Consider the following 18,972-nt stretch of genomic DNA (forward strand, 5'->3'; position numbering starts at 1 on the left):
GCGCCGGCGGCTGGCCTGTCAGGGCTCGTTGACCTTGAAATGGCAACGCGCAGTCGCGATTGGCTCAGCCTGGTTGGTTTGCCAGGCTGTCACAGCAACATTGGCTACACGACGTCCCTGGCGCCAGACCTGGCAGGCGGCAAAGGTGTCACGATAGTGACCCGCTCGAAGATAATCTATCGAGAAGTCGATGATTTTGGGTAAATGTGGTGCGCCCATGAACATCAACAGATGGAGCATCGCCGCATGTTCCATGAAGCCCGCAATCACGCCGCCGTGGATCGCCGGAAGCGTAGGATTTCCGATGTTGTCCTGATTCTTTGGAAGCCGGAACACCATTTCATCGCCCAGTCGCAAACACTCAATACCGATTAGACGGGCGTACGGCACCATTTTTAACAGTGCGTCATAGTCATTGCTGGCGTGCGCTTCACTGACCAAAGCATCGAGATCCAATGCGCTCATTGCGGCGTCTCCGAACCTGTCATCAAGCTATTCCTGCCCATGCGCATGAAGGCGCCGACTACGTGGGCAATCGGCTCATTGATATCGCGCTGGTAAGCGACTCCACGGGTAAAAATGACCGTCGGCGTCACGCGGTAGCACTCGGCAAAGCCAAACACGTCGTGATTGGGCTCGGCGGGATGCATGTAATCGATGCGCAGATCAAGTGTGGGGCAGATCTCAAGCTCAGGCAGCGCGCATGCCGTCGAGATACCACAAGTGGTATCCATCAGGGTGGTAATCGCTCCGCCGTGAACGAGCCCGCTTTCAGGATTGCTGACGATCTTTTCGCTATAGGGGAGGCGCAACGTGAGCCCCTTGGCGTCTGCATGCTCGACACGCATGCCGAGCACCTGACAGTGGCGTAACAGGGAAAGGAAGCGCTGTGTACGCTCCAGTATCAGACTATCGCTCATGCGGACACTCAGAGAATATCAAGCCACGCAGTTTAGCGGCTCTACCTGCGTGAGCCCTACTCCTTAGGTTGCTCGACAGGCAATGTTGGCGTGAACACCATGACTTCAAGTACATCGGAATGAAATTCGCGGCGATAAAGAACCAGCACTACACCGGTGGTCACCACCATGAAGAACCACGGATGAATGAACCAGGACAAGGTAGCCATCCCGAAGTAATACGCCCTTAGACCGAAATTAAACTGGTTTGCGGCCATTGAGATAACCCTGGCAGCCCGCTCGGCGAACGACTTGCGCTCAAGGTCACTCACATTACGCTCACCCGCCATGGGTGCCGAGGCGACCAGTACTGCAGCGAAGTTGTACTGCCGCATGCACCAGCTGAATGTGAAAAAGGCATAAACGAAGACGACCGCCAACGCCAACAGCTTGATTTCGGAAAGGCCACGGCTGACCGGCTGCGCAAAGGGCAAGTCCGCCAACAGTGAAACAGCACGCTCCGATGCGCCGAGCGCGGTCAAAATGCCGGCCAGAATGATCAAGGTACTGGAGGCGAAAAACGCCGCGTTGCGCTCCAGATTGCCGATCACATTGGCATCGGCAATGCGGTTATCGCGCAGCAGCATGCGTCGCATCCAGTCCTGACGATACAGATGCAGGACGCTAGCGAGGCATGCCGTGTCCCTGCCTCGCCAGCTTGCGTAGCGGGTGTAGCCGGCCCAGCACAGCACGAACCACGCGACCGCGATCAGATGAGGCAGCAGATGACTGGGAATAGACATGACAATCCCTCTGAACACATGCGCGTGATTATAACCAGCGGAACCGCTGATCAGGCATCCGGGCGATCAGTCTTACACCAGGAGCAACGGCCCTCACGTTGCGAGACGCCGCTCACCAACCAGTCGATCCATAGCGAACGCAATTACCAGCGTCACCAGCACCGGCACCAACCAGCCCATGCTCTGCGCGGCCAAGGGTAGTTTGGTGAACAGAACGGGAACCAGGTCGGTAAAGCCGGCCGCCGACAACCCATCCGCAACACCGAAGACCAATGTCACCGCCATCACCGGGACGAAAACCCGGCTAGGCGAAACCCAGCAGCGATCCAGCAGGTTCAGCGCTACCAGCATGATCGCCAGTGGGTAGAGCCCGACCAGCACGGGCACAGAGACACTGATTAGCTGTGTCAGGCCCTGATTGGCCACCAACAGGCTGAACAGCGTGAAGACAACCACAACAGTGCGATAACCAACCGGCATCAAACCGCTGAAGAATTCGCCACAAGCAGTCGTCAGCCCAACCGCTGTCGTCAGGCAGGCCAGCGTAATCACGATCGCAAGCAACAGGCTCCCTGTAGTACCGAAAGTGTGTTGCACGTACGTAGTCAGAATCTGCACACCGTTTTGTGCCTCGCCAGCGATCCCCTGACTGGTTGCGCCCAGATAGAACAACGCCAGATACACCAGTGACAACCCAAGCGCGGCTATGGCACCTGCAACCATTGAGTAGCGTGTCACCAGAGCCGGACTGGACACACCGCGATCACGGATCGCTGTTGCGATCACAATGCCAAATACCAGCGCGCCCAGGGTGTCCATGGTCAGATATCCTTCCAGAAACCCTTTGAGCAACGGACCGCTGCGGTAGCTCTCCGCGGTGACGCCAATGTCGCCAGCCGGCGCGAACACGGCCGCGCCGCCCAGCACCAGCAGCGCTGCCAACAGAACCGGCGTGATGAACTTGCCGACGCGGTTCACCAGCTGACCAGGATTGACCGCCAGGAACAACGTCGCCGAAAAGAACAGCGCCGTATAAACGAACAGGGGAATGGTAGCGTTGCCGGTGAAGGGTGCAATTCCCATTTCAAACGAAACCACTGCCGTTCGCGGCGTCGCGAACAGCGGGCCGATGGCCAGGTACACGGCGACAGCCAGCAGCGTGCCAGCGCCACGCCCCAGCGGAGCGGTCAAACGATCCATCCCGCCGCCGACCCGCGCCAGCGCGACCACAGTCAGCAAGGGCAAGCCGACGCCTGTCAGCAGAAACCCCAACGCAGCAAACCAAAGTGACTGTCCCGCAGCCATCCCGGCACTGGGTGGAAAAATGATGTTGCCAGCGCCGAGAAACAGCGCGAACGTCATGAAGCCAAGGGCCAGCAGGTCGAGGCCTTTCAGTCGAGTCATTGAGCTATCACCACTACAGAAGGTTCAGGCGCGAGGAATGCACCAAGCGCGTACTTCCAGATACGACTCACACCGAGCCGCCTGAAAAAAAGCACGCACCTTAATCGAAATGGCCCGTAAGGGCGAGGAGTCACCGTCCCATCTGAGACGGCGCAAAGCTGGACGATTGCTGCTCGGGTTCGCGATGACGGAGCAATGCCACCGGCGGCGTCCTGCAGAAACAAAAATGCCAGTCAGACAGGGCTGACTGGCATCAGGCAACGCAGGCTGGAAATCAGGCCTGCTTGGCTTCCCAGCCAGTGACTTCCGCCAGCGCTTTACCGATATCGGCAAGCGAGCGAACTGTCTTCACGCCGGCATCCTGCAGCGCTGCAAACTTCTCGTCTGCCGTTCCTTTGCCGCCCGAGATGATCGCGCCAGCGTGCCCCATCCGCTTGCCTGCAGGCGCCGTAACACCGGCGATGTAAGACACTACCGGCTTGGTGACATTGGCCTTGATGTAAGCAGCAGCCTCCTCCTCGGCAGAACCACCGATCTCGCCGATCATGACGATCGCCTCGGTCTGCGGATCTTCTTGGAAGAGCTTGAGGATATCGATGAAGGTCGAGCCCGGAATCGGGTCGCCGCCGATACCCACGCAGGTGGACTGACCGAAACCGGCATCAGTGGTCTGCTTGACCGCTTCATAGGTCAGCGTGCCCGAACGAGACACGATGCCGACCTTGCCCGGCATGTGGATGTGACCAGGCTGGATACCGATTTTGCACTCGCCGGGCGTGATCACACCCGGGCAGTTCGGCCCAATCAGGCGAACGCCCATTTCATCGCACTTGATCTTCACTTCGAGCATATCGAGGGTCGGAATGCCTTCGGTGATGCAGACGATCAGCTTGATACCGCCGAACACCGCTTCAAGAATCGAGTCTTTGCAGAACGGTGCTGGCACGTAGATCACTGACGCATCAGCACCAGTAGCTGCAACCGCTTCTTTGACTGTGTTGAAAACAGGCAGCCCCAGATGCGTAGTACCGCCCTTACCCGGGGTAACGCCGCCGACCATCTTGGTGCCGTACTCGATAGCCTGCTCGGAGTGGAAGGTGCCCTGCGAGCCGGTGAAGCCCTGGCAAATGACCTTGGTGTCTTTATTGATCAGGACGCTCATTACTTGCCCTCCGCGGCTTTGACGACTTGAATGGCCGCATCGGTCAAGCTGGTTGCGCCGATGATGTTCAGACCACTTTCACCCAGCATCTTGGCACCGAGCTCGGCGTTGTTGCCTTCCAGGCGCACAACCACTGGCACCTTGACGCCGACTTCCTTGACCGCGCCGATGATGCCTTCGGCAATCATGTCGCAGCGAACGATGCCGCCGAAGATGTTGACCAGAACCGCTGCGACGTTTTCGTCCGACAGGATGATCTTGAAGGCCTCTGTCACGCGCTCTTCAGTCGCGCCGCCACCGACGTCGAGGAAGTTTGCAGGCTTGCCTCCATGCAGGTTGACGATGTCCATGGTGCCCATGGCCAGACCGGCACCATTGACCATGCAACCGATGTTACCTTCAAGCGCCACGTAGTTGAGTTCCCACTTCGCCGCATGGGCCTCACGTGGGTCGTCCTGGGAGGGGTCCTGCATACCGCGCAGCTTGGGCTGGCGATAAATCGCATTACTGTCGATATTCAGCTTGGCATCCAGGCAGTGCAGGTTGCCGTCTTTCTTGATCACCAGTGGATTCACTTCAAGCAGCGCCAAATCGTAGTCGACGAACAGCTTGGCCAAGCCTACGAAAATATGGACGAACTGCTTGACCTGATCGCCTTTGAGGCCAAGCTGGAACGCCAGCTCACGACCTTGGAACGGCTGAGCGCCAACGAGCGGATCAATGGTTGCCTTGAGGATTTTTTCCGGCGTGTCGTGAGCGACTTTTTCGATGTCGACGCCGCCTTCGGTAGAGGCCATGAAGACCACCCGGCGAGTAGCGCGATCAACGACGGCACCCAGGTACAGTTCTTTATCAATGTCGGTGCAGGCTTCTACGAGAATCTTGCTGACCGGCTGTCCGTTGGCGTCGGTCTGGTAGGTCACCAGGCGCTTGTCCAGCCACTGCTCGGCGAATGCTCGGGCTTCGTCCTTGCTGCGGACGAGTTTGACGCCGCCCGCCTTGCCGCGACCACCCGCATGAACCTGTGCCTTGACAACCCACTCGGTACCACCGATCTGATCACAGGCTTCAGCCGCTTCTTTAGGGCTATCGATCGCGTAGCCCTTGGAGACCGGCAGTCCGTACTCGGCAAACAGTTGCTTACCCTGATATTCGTGAAGATTCATCTTAGCTACCGTTCGGTTTGATGTGCATCAGACACCACATTGCTGCGGCGTCACCTCAAGTCGCTGAAAACTATCGAAGATACCTTTCAAAGACCTGTCATACCTTGCGCGAAGGTATTCGGCAGCTGCACTAGGCCTGAAAGCCCAGTGCATGCCGCCGTTTGCTACTGCGCCGTTAGCGCTTCTTGCGATTGGCAATGTGAATCGCGTGACCATTTACCGCCAGCGCAGCTTCGTGAAGCGCTTCGGACATAGTCGGGTGCGAGAACACCATCATGCCAAGGTCTTCGGCGCTAGTGCCAAATTCCATGCCGATCGCGCCCTGCTGAACCAGCTCGGCCGCCGCCGGGCCCATGACATGCACACCCAGAACACGGTCAGTCTTGGCATCAGCAATGACTTTGACCAAGCCAGCCGTGTCGTTTGCTGCCATGGCACGGCCACTGGCGGCGAACGGGAAGGTGCCCACGTTGATCTCGACGCCCTCGGCCTTCAACACCTGCTCGGTCTTGCCGACCCATGCGATTTCCGGATGGGTATAGATGACCGATGGAACCAGGTCGTAGTTCATTTGCGATTTATGCCCGGCAATCCGCTCGGCAACCATCACACCCTCTTCCGATGCTTTGTGCGCAAGCATGGCTCCACGAACGACGTCCCCAATGGCGTAAACACCCGGAACGCTGGTCGCGCACTGATCATCGACGAAGATGAAGCCGCGCTCATCCATATCAACACCTGCGTCAGCAGCGAGCAGATCGGTAGTCACCGGACGGCGGCCGACTGCAACAATCAGCTTGTCGAAGGTCTGCTGCTGCTCGCCTTCTGCGTTGGTGAAGTTGACCGTAACCTGATCGCCATTGACTTGGGAGCCAGTGACTCGGGCGCCCAGCAGAATCTTCAGGCCCTGCTTGCTCAGCACCTTGAAAGCTTCTTTGGAAATCTGCTCATCCGCGGCAGGCAGGAATTTGTCCATCGCTTCGAGGACAGTGACTTCCGCCCCCAGGCGCGCCCATACCGAACCCAGCTCCAACCCGATGACGCCAGCGCCAATAACGCCAAGCTTGGCCGGAACGCTCTGGAAATCCAGCGCGCCAGTGGAGTCAACAATGATGTTCTGATCAACCGGTGCCGGCGGAATGTCGACTGGTTTGGAACCGGAAGCAAGGATCACATGCTCTGCGCCCAGGACCTGGGTGTTGCCGTCGAGGCCGGTGACTTCAACCTGCTTGCCGCTGAGCAGCTTGCCGTGGCCTTCGAACACGGTCACACCATTGGCCTTCATTAGGCCGGCAACACCGCCAGTCAGGTTCTTAACGATCTGGTCCTTGCGCGCGACCATCGTCGGGACATCCATGGCCACTTCGCCAGTGCTGATGCCGTGGACCTTGAAGCTCTCGTGGGCTTCATGGAACTTGTAGGAGCTGTCCAGCAGCGCCTTGGATGGAATGCAACCGACGTTCAGGCAGGTACCGCCAAGTGCGGTTTTACCTTCCTTGCCCTGATATTTTTCGATACAGGCGGTCTTCAGACCCAGCTGCGCTGCGCGAATGGCTGCAACATAACCGCCGGGGCCGGCACCGATCACGACGACGTCGAATTTCTGGCTCATTACGAATCCTCTTGAGTGCAGCAGAAAAAATCAAAGGCCGCAGACAGCAGGCCCAGCAAATGCCTAGCCTGCCAACTGCAGCCCGTGACGCTTGTTAGATGTCCAGCAACAGACGCGCCGGATCTTCCAGCAGGTTCTTGATGGTCACCAGGAAGCTCACCGCTTCCTTGCCGTCGATCAGGCGATGGTCATAGGACAGCGCCAAGTACATCATCGGCCGGATAACCACCTGACCATTTACAGCCATCGGCCGCTGCAGAATGTTGTGCATGCCCAGGATAGCGGCCTGTGGCGGGTTCACGATCGGGGTCGACATCATCGAACCGAACGTACCGCCATTGGTGATGGTGAAGGTGCCGCCAGTCATCTCATCAATCGACAGCTTGCCATCACGCGCCTTCTTGCCGAAGGTGGCGATGCCGCTTTCGACTTCAGCCAGGTTCATCAGTTCGGCATTGCGCAGAACAGGGACGACCAGGCCACGATCACTGGAGACAGCGACACCGATGTCCTGATAGCCGTGGTAGACAATGTCAGTGCCATCGATCGACGCGTTGACTGCGGGGAAACGCTTCAACGCTTCAACGGAAGCTTTGACGAAGAAGGACATGAAGCCCAGACGCACGCCATTGTGTGTCTTCTCGAAAAGATCCTTGTACTTCGAACGAAGGGCCATGACTTCGGTCATGTCGACCTCGTTGAAGGTCGTCAGCATCGCCATGTTCGACTGAGCCTCGACCAGGCGCTCGGCGACCTTCGCACGCAGGCGGGTCATCGGCACGCGCTTCTCGGTGCGATCACCGCCCGCTGCGACAGGAGCAGCAGCAGTGCTGGCAGCAGGCTTGCTGGCAGCCGGAGCGGACTTCTTGGCTTCGATAGCGGCAACCAGGTCTTCTTTAGTGACGCGACCGTCTTTACCAGTGCCCTTGACGCTGTTCGGGTCGATGCCGTTTTCTTCGGCCAGCTTACGTGCAGCAGGCGCGAGGATCGCATCTTCTGCGCCGGCTGCCGGTGCCGAAGCTGCAGAGGCTGCTGGAGCAGCGGTTTCAGCCGGTGCCGATGCGGCGGGAGCAGAGGCTGTTGCACCTGCGTCGAGCTTGCCAAGCAGCTCACCGCTGAGGACGGTATCGCCTTCGTTTTTGACGATTTCGCTCAGCACGCCATCCGCTTCGGCCAGCACTTCCATAACGACCTTGTCGGTCTCGATGTCGACAATGAGTTCGTCACGCTTTACCGCATCGCCTGGCTGCTTGTGCCAAGTCGCAACGGTGCCGTCAGCAACCGATTCCGGAAATTGAGGGGCTTTGATCTCGATAGCCATTAGCAGGGTCCTATTGATTCGGTTTTTACATCAAGGCCGCGATGTTCGCGGCCTCTTGCAAGAATGATTAAACGGTGAAGGCGTCCTGCAGCAGTTTTTCCTGCTGTTCGGCGTGCATGGAGGCGTAACCGACTGCAGGCGCTGCTGAAGCCTCACGACCCGCGTATTGCAGGAACAGCTCCTTTTTGTGCGCGACGGCAACACGACGCATATGGTGCTGGCTGCAATACCAGGCGCCCTGGTTCATCGGCTCTTCCTGACACCAGACGATATTCTTGATGTTCTGGTAAGGCGCCAGCACCTCAGCCAAATCATCTTCTGGGAACGGGTACAGCTGTTCCAGACGAACGATGGCGATGTCCTCACGGCCTTCGTTACGGCGCTTGTCCAGCAGATCGTAGTAAACCTTGCCACTGCACATGACAACGCGTTCGACCTTGCTCGGATCGATCTGATCGACCTCCGGAATCACAGTCAGGAAAGAACCTTGGGTCAGGTCTTCCAGAGTCGAGGTCGCCAGCTTATGACGCAGCAGGGACTTCGGCGTCAGCGCTACCAGAGGCTTGCGCAGGGGACGGATCGCCTGCCGGCGAAGCATGTGATAGACCTGAGCCGGAGTTGTCGGCACGCACACCTGGATGTTGTGCTCGGCGCACAGTTGCAGATAGCGCTCCAGACGTGCTGACGAATGCTCTGGTCCCTGCCCTTCATAGCCGTGCGGCAATAGCATGGTCAGACCACACAGCCGGCCCCACTTGTGCTCGCCGCTGGTGATGAACTGATCTATGACGACCTGTGCACCGTTGGCGAAGTCACCGAACTGAGCCTCCCACACCACCAATGCGTTCGGCATGGTAGTGGCATAACCATACTCAAACGCCAGTACCGCCTCCTCCGACAGGAAGGAGTCGTAGAGGTCGAAGCGAGGCTGGCCTTCGTAAAGATGCTGAAGCGGGATGTAGGTGCTGCCATCCTTCTGGTTGTGCAACGCCGCATGGCGGTGCGAGAAGGTGCCCCGACCCACGTCCTGACCACTGATACGAACCGGGTGGCCTTCGAACAGCAGGGTTGCATAGGCCAGTGTCTCGGCGTAGCCCCAGTTAATGGCGAGCGCACCGGCTCCCATCTTCTGGCGATCTTCGAGAATCTTCGAAACCTGCCGCTGAACAACGAAGCCTTCCGGCACCGCCAGCATCTTGCTGGACAACTCCTGCAGCGCCTTCAATTCGAAACGCGTGTCGTAGCGAGCAGTCCAGGTATGACCCAGATAAGGACGCCAATCAACAAACAATTCCTTGTTCGGCTCTTTGACCAGGCTCTTGACCACGTGAAGACCGTTGTCCAACGCGGCACGATACTCGTCGACCTTGGCCTGAACGCGCTCGTTGTCGAGAACGTTTGATTGCGTCAGCGAATCGGCATACAGCTCACGCGTAGTGCGCTGCTTGGCGATCTTCTGATACATCAGTGGCTGAGTGCCGCTAGGCTCATCCGCTTCGTTGTGACCACGACGGCGGTAGCAAATCAGGTCGATAACAATGTCGCGCTTGAACTGCATCCGGTAATCGACTGCGAGCTGCGTGACGAAGAGAACAGCTTCTGGATCATCCGCATTCACGTGGAAGATCGGCGCCTGGATCATCTTTGCAACGTCGGTCGCATACTCAGTGGAGCGCGCATCTTCTTGCTTGTTGGTGGTAAAGCCAACCTGATTGTTGATCACGATCCGGATGGTACCTCCCGTGCGATACGCACGAGTCTGGGACATCTGGAACGTTTCCATCACGACGCCCTGCCCCGCCACGGCGGCATCACCATGAATCGTGACCGGCAGAACCTTATCGCCCACCGCATCGCAACGACGATCCTGACGGGCACGGACGGAGCCTTCAACGACCGGCGAAACGATTTCCAGGTGCGACGGGTTGAATGCCATCGCCAAGTGTATTTCGCCACCCGGAGTCATCACGTTCGAGGAAAAGCCCTGGTGATACTTCACATCGCCGGAACTGAGGCCTTCAACCTTCTTGCCTTCGAATTCGTCGAAGAGGTCGCGCGGGTTTTTGCCGAAGGTGTTGACCAGTACGTTGAGGCGGCCACGGTGGGCCATGCCAATGACGATTTCCTTGGTGCCATAAGAGCCTGAGCGTTGGATTATTTCATCCAGCAATGGAATCAGACTTTCGCCACCTTCAAGGCCAAAACGCTTGGTGCCCGGATACTTGGTGCCCAGGTACTTTTCCAGGCCCTCAGCAGCCGTCAGCCGCTCAAGCAGGTGACTCTTGATTTCAGGCGAGAAAGACGGGCGACCACGAACGCTTTCGAGTCTTTGCAGAAACCAGTTGCGCTGGTCTGAGTCGACGATGTGGGTGAACTCAGCCCCGATAGTGCGGCAATACGTCTCTTGCAGCGCTTGGTGAATTTCACGCAAGGTTGCCTGATCTTTGCCCATGGCAAGGTCGCCGGTACGGAATACCGTATCCAGATCGGCGTCAGTCAGAGCGTAGTTGTTGATTGCCAGATCGGCGGGCGCCGGCCGTTGCTGCAAGCCGAGCGGATCAAGCTGAGCCACCTGATGGCCCCGCATCCGGTACGCCTGAATAAGACGCAGGACTTCGACCTGTTTCTTCTCATGCTCGCTACTGACACTACCGGCCGAAGCAGGCTGAGCGCGGCGTTGGTTTTTGGCCAACAACACGAAGTGATCGCGGATTGTCGAATGCGATACATCGGCCGCAGCGCCACCGCTGACTGGCAGCTTCTGGAAATAGGTGCGCCATTCTTCTGGCACAGCGTTGGGATCGTGCAGGTAGAGCTCGTAGAGCTCTTCCACATAGGCAGCGTTACCACCGGATAGGTGGGCACTGTCCCACATGCGCTGCATTACGCTTTCTTGCATGTCTGGTCACCTTCGATAAGGAGACACCACCAGCGTGGAGACCGCAGCATGACTTCCCAAGTTCTGAAGCAGCGACCCAGGTAAAGCCACTACGGACCGCGCAGATAGTTTCCGAGAACCACCCCGGATGCCCCTGCTGGTCATCAAATTTTCAGAGCGAAACCACGGCTTTGTGAGCTGGGGTTCCTACTAAGACTACGGCGCCGAGTTGAACTCAGGCGCCGTAGGTGTCGCGGTAAAGCATTAAAGGCCTGCAACTACTATTAATACTCGCAGACGCTTTGGGTGCATCAGGTTGCGCTCTGCAGCAGCATATTCCGCACATGGCCAATGGCCTTGGTCGGATTCAGCCCTTTCGGGCACACGCTCACGCAGTTCATGATGCCCCGGCAGCGAAACACGCTGAACGGATCATCCAAAGCAGACAGACGGTTCTCAGTCTCGGTGTCGCGGCTGTCGGCCAGGAATCGATAAGCCTGTAGCAGCGCAGCGGGTCCGAGGAACTTGTCTGGATTCCACCAGAAGGACGGGCAGCTGGTGGAGCAGCAAGCGCAAAGGATGCACTCGTACAAACCGTCAAGCTTCTCCCGATCCTCCGGACTCTGCAGACGTTCGATAGCCGGAGCCGGGGTATCGTTCATCAAATACGGGCGAACCTTCTCGTACTGCTTATAGAAGATGCCCATATCGACCGCCAAGTCACGAATAACTGGCAAACCGGGTAGAGGACGAACAACCAGCTTGTTACCTTTGACTACAGACGAGAGCGGCGTGATGCAGGCCAGCCCGTTCTTGCCGTTCAGGTTCATGCCGTCCGAGCCACAAACGCCCTCGCGGCACGAGCGGCGATAGGAGAAGCCCTCGTCCTGCTCTTTGATAAGGGCAAGCACGTCGAGCACCATCAGGTCTTTACCATCGGTATTGACCTGAAAGTCCTGCATATAGGGCTTTGCGTCTTTATCCGGGTTATAGCGATAAACGCTCACTTGCAACATATCGGCGACCTCAGTAAGTCCGAACCTTAGGTTCGAAAGTCGGAACAGTCTTCGGAGAGAAGTTCACGGCACGCTTGGCTACGCGCTTCTCACCCGGGAAGTACAGGGTGTGGCACAGCCAGTTTTCATCATCACGCTCTTCGAAATCCTCGCGGGCATGCGCGCCACGCGACTCCTTGCGATTTTCCGCAGCGATGGCAGTTGCTTCAGCCACTTCGAGCAAGTTCTGCAGTTCCAGCGCTTCAATACGCGCGGTATTGAAAGCCTGGCTCTTGTCAGAAATCTTAACGTTAGCGATGCGCTGGCGCAGATCAGCAAGCTGTGCAATACCCTTCTGCATGTACTCGCCCGTACGGAATACACCGAAATAGTTCTGCATGCAGCTCTGCAGCTCTTTACGCAGTGAAGCGACGTCTTCGCCCTCTGTCCGCTCGTTCAAGCTGGCGAGACGATTCAAAGCAACGTCCAGGTCGGTTTCAGTCGCACCGCGGTGCTCGATGCCGTCTTTCAGGGCCTTTTCCAGATGGAGACCGGCTGCGCGACCGAATACAACAAGGTCAAGCAGGGAGTTGCCACCCAGACGGTTGGCACCATGAACCGACACGCACGCCACTTCGCCTACCGCAAACAGCCCGTCAATGATCTTGTCATTACCGTTTGCATCCTGGGTCATCGCTTGGCCATGAATGTTAGTGGCAATGCCACCCATCATGTAGTGACAGGTCGGGACCACAGGCACCGGAGCAGTTACAGGATCAACGTGCGCGAAGGTCTTCGACAGCTCGCAGATACCAGGTAGACGGCTGTGCAGAACTTCCTCACCAAGGTGGTCGAGCTTCAGCATCACGTGGTCACCATCTGGACCACAGCCGTTGCCAGCCAGGATCTCCTTGACCATCGAACGAGCAACAACGTCACGACCAGCCAAATCTTTCGCGTTCGGCGCGTAACGCTCCATGAAGCGCTCGCCATGCTTGTTGATCAGGTAGCCACCCTCACCGCGGCAACCTTCGGTCACCAGCACGCCAGCGCCGGCGATACCGGTCGGATGGAACTGCCACATTTCGATGTCTTGAACCGGCACACCAGCACGCAGTGCCATGCCGATTCCGTCACCGGTGTTGATCAACGCATTGGTAGTGGATGCATAGATACGACCCGCGCCACCGGTCGCCAGCACCACAGCCTTGGAACGGATATACACCGTTTCACCGTTTTCGATACAGATCGCGATGATGCCGACTATAGCGCCATCCTGGTTCTTCACCAGATCTACGCCATACCACTCATTGAGAAAGGAGGTACCCGCCTTCAAATTGGCCTGGTACAGGGTGTGCAACAACGCATGACCGGTGCGGTCAGCCGCAGCACAGGTACGAGCCGCCTGGCCGCCCTTACCATAGTCTTTGGACTGGCCACCGAATGGGCGCTGGTAAATACGGCCCTGCTCTGTACGGGAGAACGGCAGGCCCATATGCTCGAGCTCAAACACAGCTTCCGGGCCAACAGAACACATGTATTCGATAGCATCCTGGTCACCGATGTAATCGGAGCCCTTGACGGTATCGTACATATGCCAGCGCCAATCGTCGTTCGGGTCGGCCGAAGCGATAGCACAGGTGATGCCACCTTGCGCAGAAACGGTGTGCGAGCGCGTCGGAAAAACCTTGGTTACCACCGCTGTTTTATGGCCACCTTGTGCCAACTGCAGCGCGGCACGCATGCCCGCGCCACCACCACCGATAATGATGGCGTCATAAGAAAGAGTACGAATGCTAGCCATGGATCAGATACCCCAAAGAATCTGCACGCCCCAGACGAAGAAAGTGAACATGGCTATGCCACACACCGCCTGGAAGAGAAAACGCACGCCGGTAGCCCACTTACCGATAGCCATGTTGGTCAGGTAGTCAGTGGAAATCGTCCACATACCAACCCATGCATGAACACTGAGGGCAACGAGTGCAAGGAGACTGAAGATGCGCATCCACTGAGCGGAGAACAACGCATGCCACTGAGCGTATTCCAGCCCCGGATTTGCCATGAGGTATCCGATCAGGAAGAGGAAATAAGCCGCCAGGACCACCGCTGAAACGCGCTGAGCCATCCAGTCGTAAAGACCCGAGCGGGAAAAGTTGGTGACGTTGGTTACCATATCCAAACTCCCGCCAGAACGATCAGCACTGCCGATACGGCCAAAACGATTTTCGAGCCCAGCTTCCCGCCTTCCAGCGTTTCGCCATGGCCGGTATCCATGACCAGATGGCGCACACCGGCCACCAGGTGATACAGCAACGCAGAGAGCAAAGCCCAGACCACCAGCTTAGCCAGCGGACTACCGAGGTACGCTTTCACATCTTCAAAGCCTTCGACAGAAGACAAAGAGACATCAAGCGCAAGCAGTAGGACGGCCACACCAACAAACAAGATCACGCCAGAAATGCGGTGAAGTATTGAGGTGTAAGCAGTGATTGGGAGTTTTATTGTCCTAAGATCTAGGTTTACAGGTCGTTGGCTTTTCACGGCTTTTTATCACACTTGAGAGCCCCGAAACCGCAGGGCAAAGTTGTTGGGAAGAGCACGCAGCGGTACCCGCCACCCACGAGTGACAACCCACAGGAAACTGCCTGTAAGGCCCCTGCCGGTCGGTCGCCGATTATAAACAGTTAGGTCGCTAATGACAATGTGGTGAAGTGCCACTAAAGGCGGATGGCGCCTGGGTTTGGAATTCGCGTAAATAGCCTTTTCTGTGATGCGAATTCACCCCTAAACCCCCTCTACAGCTGGCGGCTCACCCAAATTGACTTTGTGATTTATCTCACTATAGTGATGCGGGCCCTGCGTGGGGGGCCATGATGATTCCAAGCATAAAACAGGAGGCCATACATGGCTGACAACAAAGCGCAGTTGATCATCGAAGGCGCAGACGCCATCGAACTGCCCGTTCTATCCGGCACCGTAGGGCCCGACGTAATCGACGTACGAGGCTTGACCTCCACGGGTCGCTTCACCTTCGACCCCGGCTTCATGTCCACCGCCTCTTGCGAATCCAAGATCACCTATATCGATGGTGACAAGGGAATTTTGCTGCACCGCGGCTACCCAATCGAGCAACTGGCTGAAAAAGCCGATTATCTCGAGACCTGCTACCTTCTGCTCAACGGCGAGCTGCCGACCGCTGAAGAAAAAGCCAAGTTCATCAGCACCGTCAAGAACCACACAATGGTTCATGAGCAGCTAAAGTCGTTCCTTAACGGCTTCCGCCGCGACGCGCACCCAATGGCCATCATGTGCGGCGTTGTAGGGGCGCTTTCAGCGTTCTATCACGACTCCCTGGACATTAACGACCCACACCACCGCGAAATCTCCGCGGTGCGTCTGGTCGCCAAGATGCCGACCCTCGCTGCCATGGTATACAAGTACTCCATGGGTCAGCCGATGATGTATCCGCGAAACGATTTGAACTACGCTGAAAACTTCCTGCACATGATGTTCAATACGCCGTGTGAAGTGAAGCCGATCAGCCCGGTTCTAGCCAAGGCCATGGATCGCATCTTCATTCTGCATGCGGATCACGAGCAAAACGCATCGACATCCACAGTGCGCCTGGCCGGCTCTACCGGCGCCAACCCTTTCGCCTGCATCGCGGCCGGCATTGCGGCACTTTGGGGCCCGGCACATGGCGGCGCCAACGAAGCCGTGCTCACCATGCTGGATGAGATCGGCGATGTCTCGAATATCGAAACCTTCCTGGCCAAGGCCAAAGACAAGAACGACCCGTTCAAACTTATGGGCTTCGGCCACCGCGTCTACAAAAACTTCGACCCCCGTGCCAAGGTCATGAAGCAAACCTGTGACGAAGTGCTGAGCGAACTCGGCATCAACGACCCACAGCTCGAATTGGCGATGAAGCTTGAAGAGATTGCGCTAAACGATCCCTACTTCGCCGAACGCAACCTCTACCCTAACGTTGACTTCTACTCCGGCATCATTCTTAAGGCAATCGGCATTCCAACCAGTATGTTCACCGTGATCTTTGCCCTCGCACGCACCGTCGGCTGGATCTCGCACTGGAAAGAAATGATTGCAATGGGACAGAAGATCGGTCGCCCGCGCCAGCTTTACACTGGTCATCCGCAGCGCGACCTGCCTCGCTGAGGTAGGGCGAACCGCCACCTGAAGTAACAGGCCTATAGGCCTGAGGATGAGGTAGATTCAGACGCCCGGCGCAGCGCACCGGGCGTTTTCTTAATGCGAAGCCTGTTATCCCGCAGAGCATTTGCGGGCTAAATACACGCCAACCTGCGCGTTCATCGAGAGCACTTCAGCCGCCGAGGCAGCATCTCGCCACACCAAGCTTCTCCGCCAAAGCTCCACGGCAATAACCACGGCCAACCTAGTCAGACCCATTTCGCGGTTGCGCTGATTAACTTGCCGCGATACTGCCCTGCGGCCTTACCGATACATCAATACTCAACAACTATTATGTAAGCCAGAGCTGCGCGCTGAGAATGGCTGACCAAGACAGCGCCTGCAAAAGCTTAATTCGAAACCGACGCAGCCGCATGCAATCAGGCCCTATCGCGCAGTGGCGCTACTGGCAAGCACCGGCGGAATCGCTGGAACCGCTTCAGCCCCACCCTGCCACCACACCAACGATGCGGGACGCGATCAGACGCAGCACGAGAGCGACAGGCGATCACTGTAGCCATCCGCATCCAAGCCGAACACCCCGAACACCCCGAACACCCCGAACCCGCACAAGCATGATTGATGCAGCGGATAGGCGTACGCGCTTATCCTCGATGGCTAGCGACTGAGCCCACCCACGAGATTGCCTAGCCAAACCACTCAACGCACCCCCGCAGCATTGCGCCGCATCACTGGGAGACACATCTAGCATGCCTCTGAAACCAAAGTGACGCCCCAGCCCAGCCGACAACCTCAGCAGTCGGTAAACTCTCAAAGCCAAGAAACCATGAGACATAAAAAAATCCAGTCACCGCTAGGCGACTGGATTTCTTTAGGTTTTTTGGTCGGGACGGAGTGATTCGAACACTCTACCCCTTGCACCCCATACAGGTGATTAATTGCACTAACGAGTTCGACCCGATCCGAGACCGACCAGCAAACCATTGATTTTGCTGGCTTCTAGCCCTTTTCTTGTCCAAAATACTCCGAAGCCATACGACCAAAGCCGATCTCAATTGGCAACCAATTGGCAACCAGACAATCTCAAATGGCAACGAATTGGCAACGGAGAAGCCGCCCAAATGGCCAAGATTACAGATCGTCAGATGACCGCTAAACCCGGCGCAAGCGACAAGTGGCTGAGCGAGGTCGCTATTTGGGGGCACGGCAGCCTGGTCGCACGTATCACCCCGAGCGGCGAACGCCTCTTCTATTTTCGCTACACCAACGGCAGCAGCGAGCGCGTGACCTTCCCCATCGGCACGTACAGCCGTGACGGAAGCGAAGGAACGATGACGCTCGCAGAGGCGGGGCTAAGAGCCAAGGAGCTTGCTGGGCTTCATAAATCTGGCATCAAGGATGTTAAGCAACATCTCGAGGCGGAGGAAGCTGCCCGTGCCGCTTCGCGTGACGCTGAGCTAGCGCGGATAGCTGCTGCCGAAGCAGTCGCGAAAGCGGCCGCAGCCCGACTGGCCGCCAGGAAAACCGTCCAGGACCTGTTTGATCATTGGGCGAAGGTTGACCTGATCAACCGCAAGGATGGTGGCGATGAGGTTCGCCGCATGTTCAACAAGGACGTCCTACCGCGTCTCGGCGCGCTGCCTCTTGATGAGGTAAGAAAAGGCCATATCACAGAGGTGACTGACGCTCTGTTAGCCCGCGGTGTCAACCGTATGGCCAAGCTGATTTTCAGTCTGATGCGACAGATGTTTCGATTTGCGGTTGACCGAGATCTTCTCAATCATGATCCGACCGCCAGCATCCGAAAGTCCAAAATCGGCGGTAAAGATGTTGAACGGGATCGGGTGCTTAGTGAAGGAGAAATTTGCCTCCTTGCTAGGCAGGCCCCTAATGCGGGCCTCCTTCCTTCGACGGAAGCGGCAATCTGGATCGCCCTTTCCACTTGCTGCCGTATCGGTGAGCTGATGAACGCGCGCTGGGAAAACATCGATCTGAAAGCAGGCAGCTGGGTCATCCCAGCTGAAGATAGCAAGAATGGCAAAGCTCACTCTGTGACCCTATCCAAATTTGCCATTCACCAGTTCAAGATAGTCGAGGCCTTCAGCGGAAAAAGCCAGTGGTGCTATCCCAACACCAAAGATACCGGCCCAGTCTGCTCCAAAACTGTGACCAAACAATTAGGTGATAGACAACGCCAGCCTGATCAAGGAATTTTGAACAATCGCAGCGCCAAAGCCCAAGCTCTTATACTAAAAGGTGGGAAATGGACCCCACATGATCTCAGGCGAACCGGGGCGACGCTAATGACTGCTTTAGGCGTTCTTCCAGAAGTCGCTGAACGCTGCCTCAATCACACCGAGGAAAACAAGGTGAAACGTACGTACCAGCGTCATAGTTACACGAAGGAAATGGCCGGAGCTTGGCTGGTCCTCGGCCAGCATCTCGAGCAGCTGACCCAGCGTGTCCCCTCCTGGCCGGGCGACGCACCGCAAGCATCCAAGATGGGCGCGCCGTGAGCCGCAAATGTTTGAAACACTCGCTACTAACGTTTAATGGATC

At 57.1% G+C, this 18,972-nt stretch carries 15 protein-coding genes; 2 read left to right on the forward strand and 13 right to left on the reverse strand.

Going from position 1 to position 18,972, the window contains the following annotated elements:
• Positions 1-18: 18 nt before the first annotated feature.
• The 13 genes from ALTERO38_RS08515 to sdhC all read right to left on the reverse strand — a co-directional run bounded on the left by ALTERO38_RS08515 (position 19) and on the right by sdhC (position 14,784).
• Positions 19-465: a PaaI family thioesterase gene (locus ALTERO38_RS08515; RefSeq protein ID WP_102836271.1), complete on the reverse strand. Its 447-nt coding sequence runs from the start codon at positions 463-465 to the stop codon at positions 19-21.
• A complete protein-coding gene (locus ALTERO38_RS08520) occupies positions 462-920 on the reverse strand; it encodes a PaaI family thioesterase (protein WP_159968050.1) in 459 nt (152 codons plus the stop codon). Before ALTERO38_RS08520 ends, ALTERO38_RS08515 begins: the two co-directional genes overlap by 4 nt.
• Positions 921-976: 56 nt before the next feature.
• Positions 977-1,702: a DUF599 domain-containing protein gene (locus tag ALTERO38_RS08525; protein WP_102836269.1), complete on the reverse strand. Its 726-nt coding sequence runs from the start codon at positions 1,700-1,702 to the stop codon at positions 977-979.
• A gap of 93 nt (positions 1,703-1,795) precedes the next feature.
• Positions 1,796-3,106: a branched-chain amino acid transport system II carrier protein gene (brnQ, locus tag ALTERO38_RS08530; protein ID WP_159968051.1), complete on the reverse strand. Its 1,311-nt coding sequence runs from the start codon at positions 3,104-3,106 to the stop codon at positions 1,796-1,798.
• A 274-nt stretch (positions 3,107-3,380) separates the two neighbouring features.
• Positions 3,381-4,268 (reverse strand): succinate--CoA ligase subunit alpha, encoded by an 888-nt coding sequence (gene sucD / locus ALTERO38_RS08535; RefSeq protein WP_102836267.1) that lies wholly within the window; start codon positions 4,266-4,268, stop codon positions 3,381-3,383.
• Positions 4,268-5,434: an ADP-forming succinate--CoA ligase subunit beta gene (sucC, locus tag ALTERO38_RS08540; protein ID WP_102836266.1), complete on the reverse strand. Its 1,167-nt coding sequence runs from the start codon at positions 5,432-5,434 to the stop codon at positions 4,268-4,270. Before sucC ends, sucD begins: the two co-directional genes overlap by 1 nt.
• A 175-nt stretch (positions 5,435-5,609) precedes the next feature.
• On the reverse strand, positions 5,610-7,046 hold the full coding sequence (gene lpdA, locus ALTERO38_RS08545) for a dihydrolipoyl dehydrogenase (protein ID WP_102836265.1): 1,437 nt from the start codon (positions 7,044-7,046) through the stop codon (positions 5,610-5,612).
• Between the two features lie 94 nt (positions 7,047-7,140).
• Complete coding sequence (gene odhB / locus ALTERO38_RS08550) at positions 7,141-8,367, reverse strand: 2-oxoglutarate dehydrogenase complex dihydrolipoyllysine-residue succinyltransferase (RefSeq protein WP_159968052.1); 1,227 nt, start codon at positions 8,365-8,367, stop codon at positions 7,141-7,143.
• Positions 8,368-8,434: 67 nt separating this feature from the next.
• Positions 8,435-11,266 (reverse strand): 2-oxoglutarate dehydrogenase E1 component, encoded by a 2,832-nt coding sequence (locus ALTERO38_RS08555; RefSeq protein ID WP_159968053.1) that lies wholly within the window; start codon positions 11,264-11,266, stop codon positions 8,435-8,437.
• Between the two features lie 290 nt (positions 11,267-11,556).
• Entirely contained in the window at positions 11,557-12,261 is a 705-nt protein-coding gene (locus ALTERO38_RS08560; protein ID WP_045426311.1) for a succinate dehydrogenase iron-sulfur subunit, read from the reverse strand.
• A gap of 10 nt (positions 12,262-12,271) precedes the next feature.
• A complete protein-coding gene (gene sdhA, locus ALTERO38_RS08565) occupies positions 12,272-14,044 on the reverse strand; it encodes a succinate dehydrogenase flavoprotein subunit (RefSeq protein ID WP_102836262.1) in 1,773 nt (590 codons plus the stop codon).
• 3 nt (positions 14,045-14,047) lie between these two features.
• The gene (gene sdhD, locus ALTERO38_RS08570) at positions 14,048-14,416 is read right to left on the reverse strand and encodes a succinate dehydrogenase, hydrophobic membrane anchor protein (RefSeq protein ID WP_102836261.1); all 369 of its coding nucleotides are present in this window, start codon (positions 14,414-14,416) and stop codon (positions 14,048-14,050) included.
• Positions 14,410-14,784, reverse strand: coding sequence for a succinate dehydrogenase, cytochrome b556 subunit (gene sdhC, locus ALTERO38_RS08575; protein ID WP_159968054.1), 375 nt, complete (start codon positions 14,782-14,784; stop codon positions 14,410-14,412). The genes sdhD and sdhC overlap by 7 nt, the downstream gene beginning before the upstream one ends.
• Positions 14,785-15,147: 363 nt before the next feature.
• Here sdhC and gltA point away from each other — a divergent pair, with 363 nt between their 5' ends.
• Positions 15,148-16,419 carry a citrate synthase gene (gltA, locus tag ALTERO38_RS08580; protein ID WP_102836259.1) on the forward strand — a complete coding sequence of 424 codons (1,272 nt, stop codon included), beginning with the start codon at positions 15,148-15,150 and terminating at the stop codon, positions 16,417-16,419.
• A 1,115-nt stretch (positions 16,420-17,534) separates the two neighbouring features.
• The gene (locus tag ALTERO38_RS08585) at positions 17,535-18,929 is read left to right on the forward strand and encodes a site-specific integrase (RefSeq protein WP_159968055.1); all 1,395 of its coding nucleotides are present in this window, start codon (positions 17,535-17,537) and stop codon (positions 18,927-18,929) included.
• The last annotated feature ends 43 nt before the right edge of the window (positions 18,930-18,972 follow it).

The organism is Pseudomonas sp. 9Ag (genome assembly GCF_902506445.1).
Classification (GTDB): Bacteria; Pseudomonadota; Gammaproteobacteria; order Pseudomonadales; family Pseudomonadaceae; genus Stutzerimonas; species Stutzerimonas stutzeri_AB.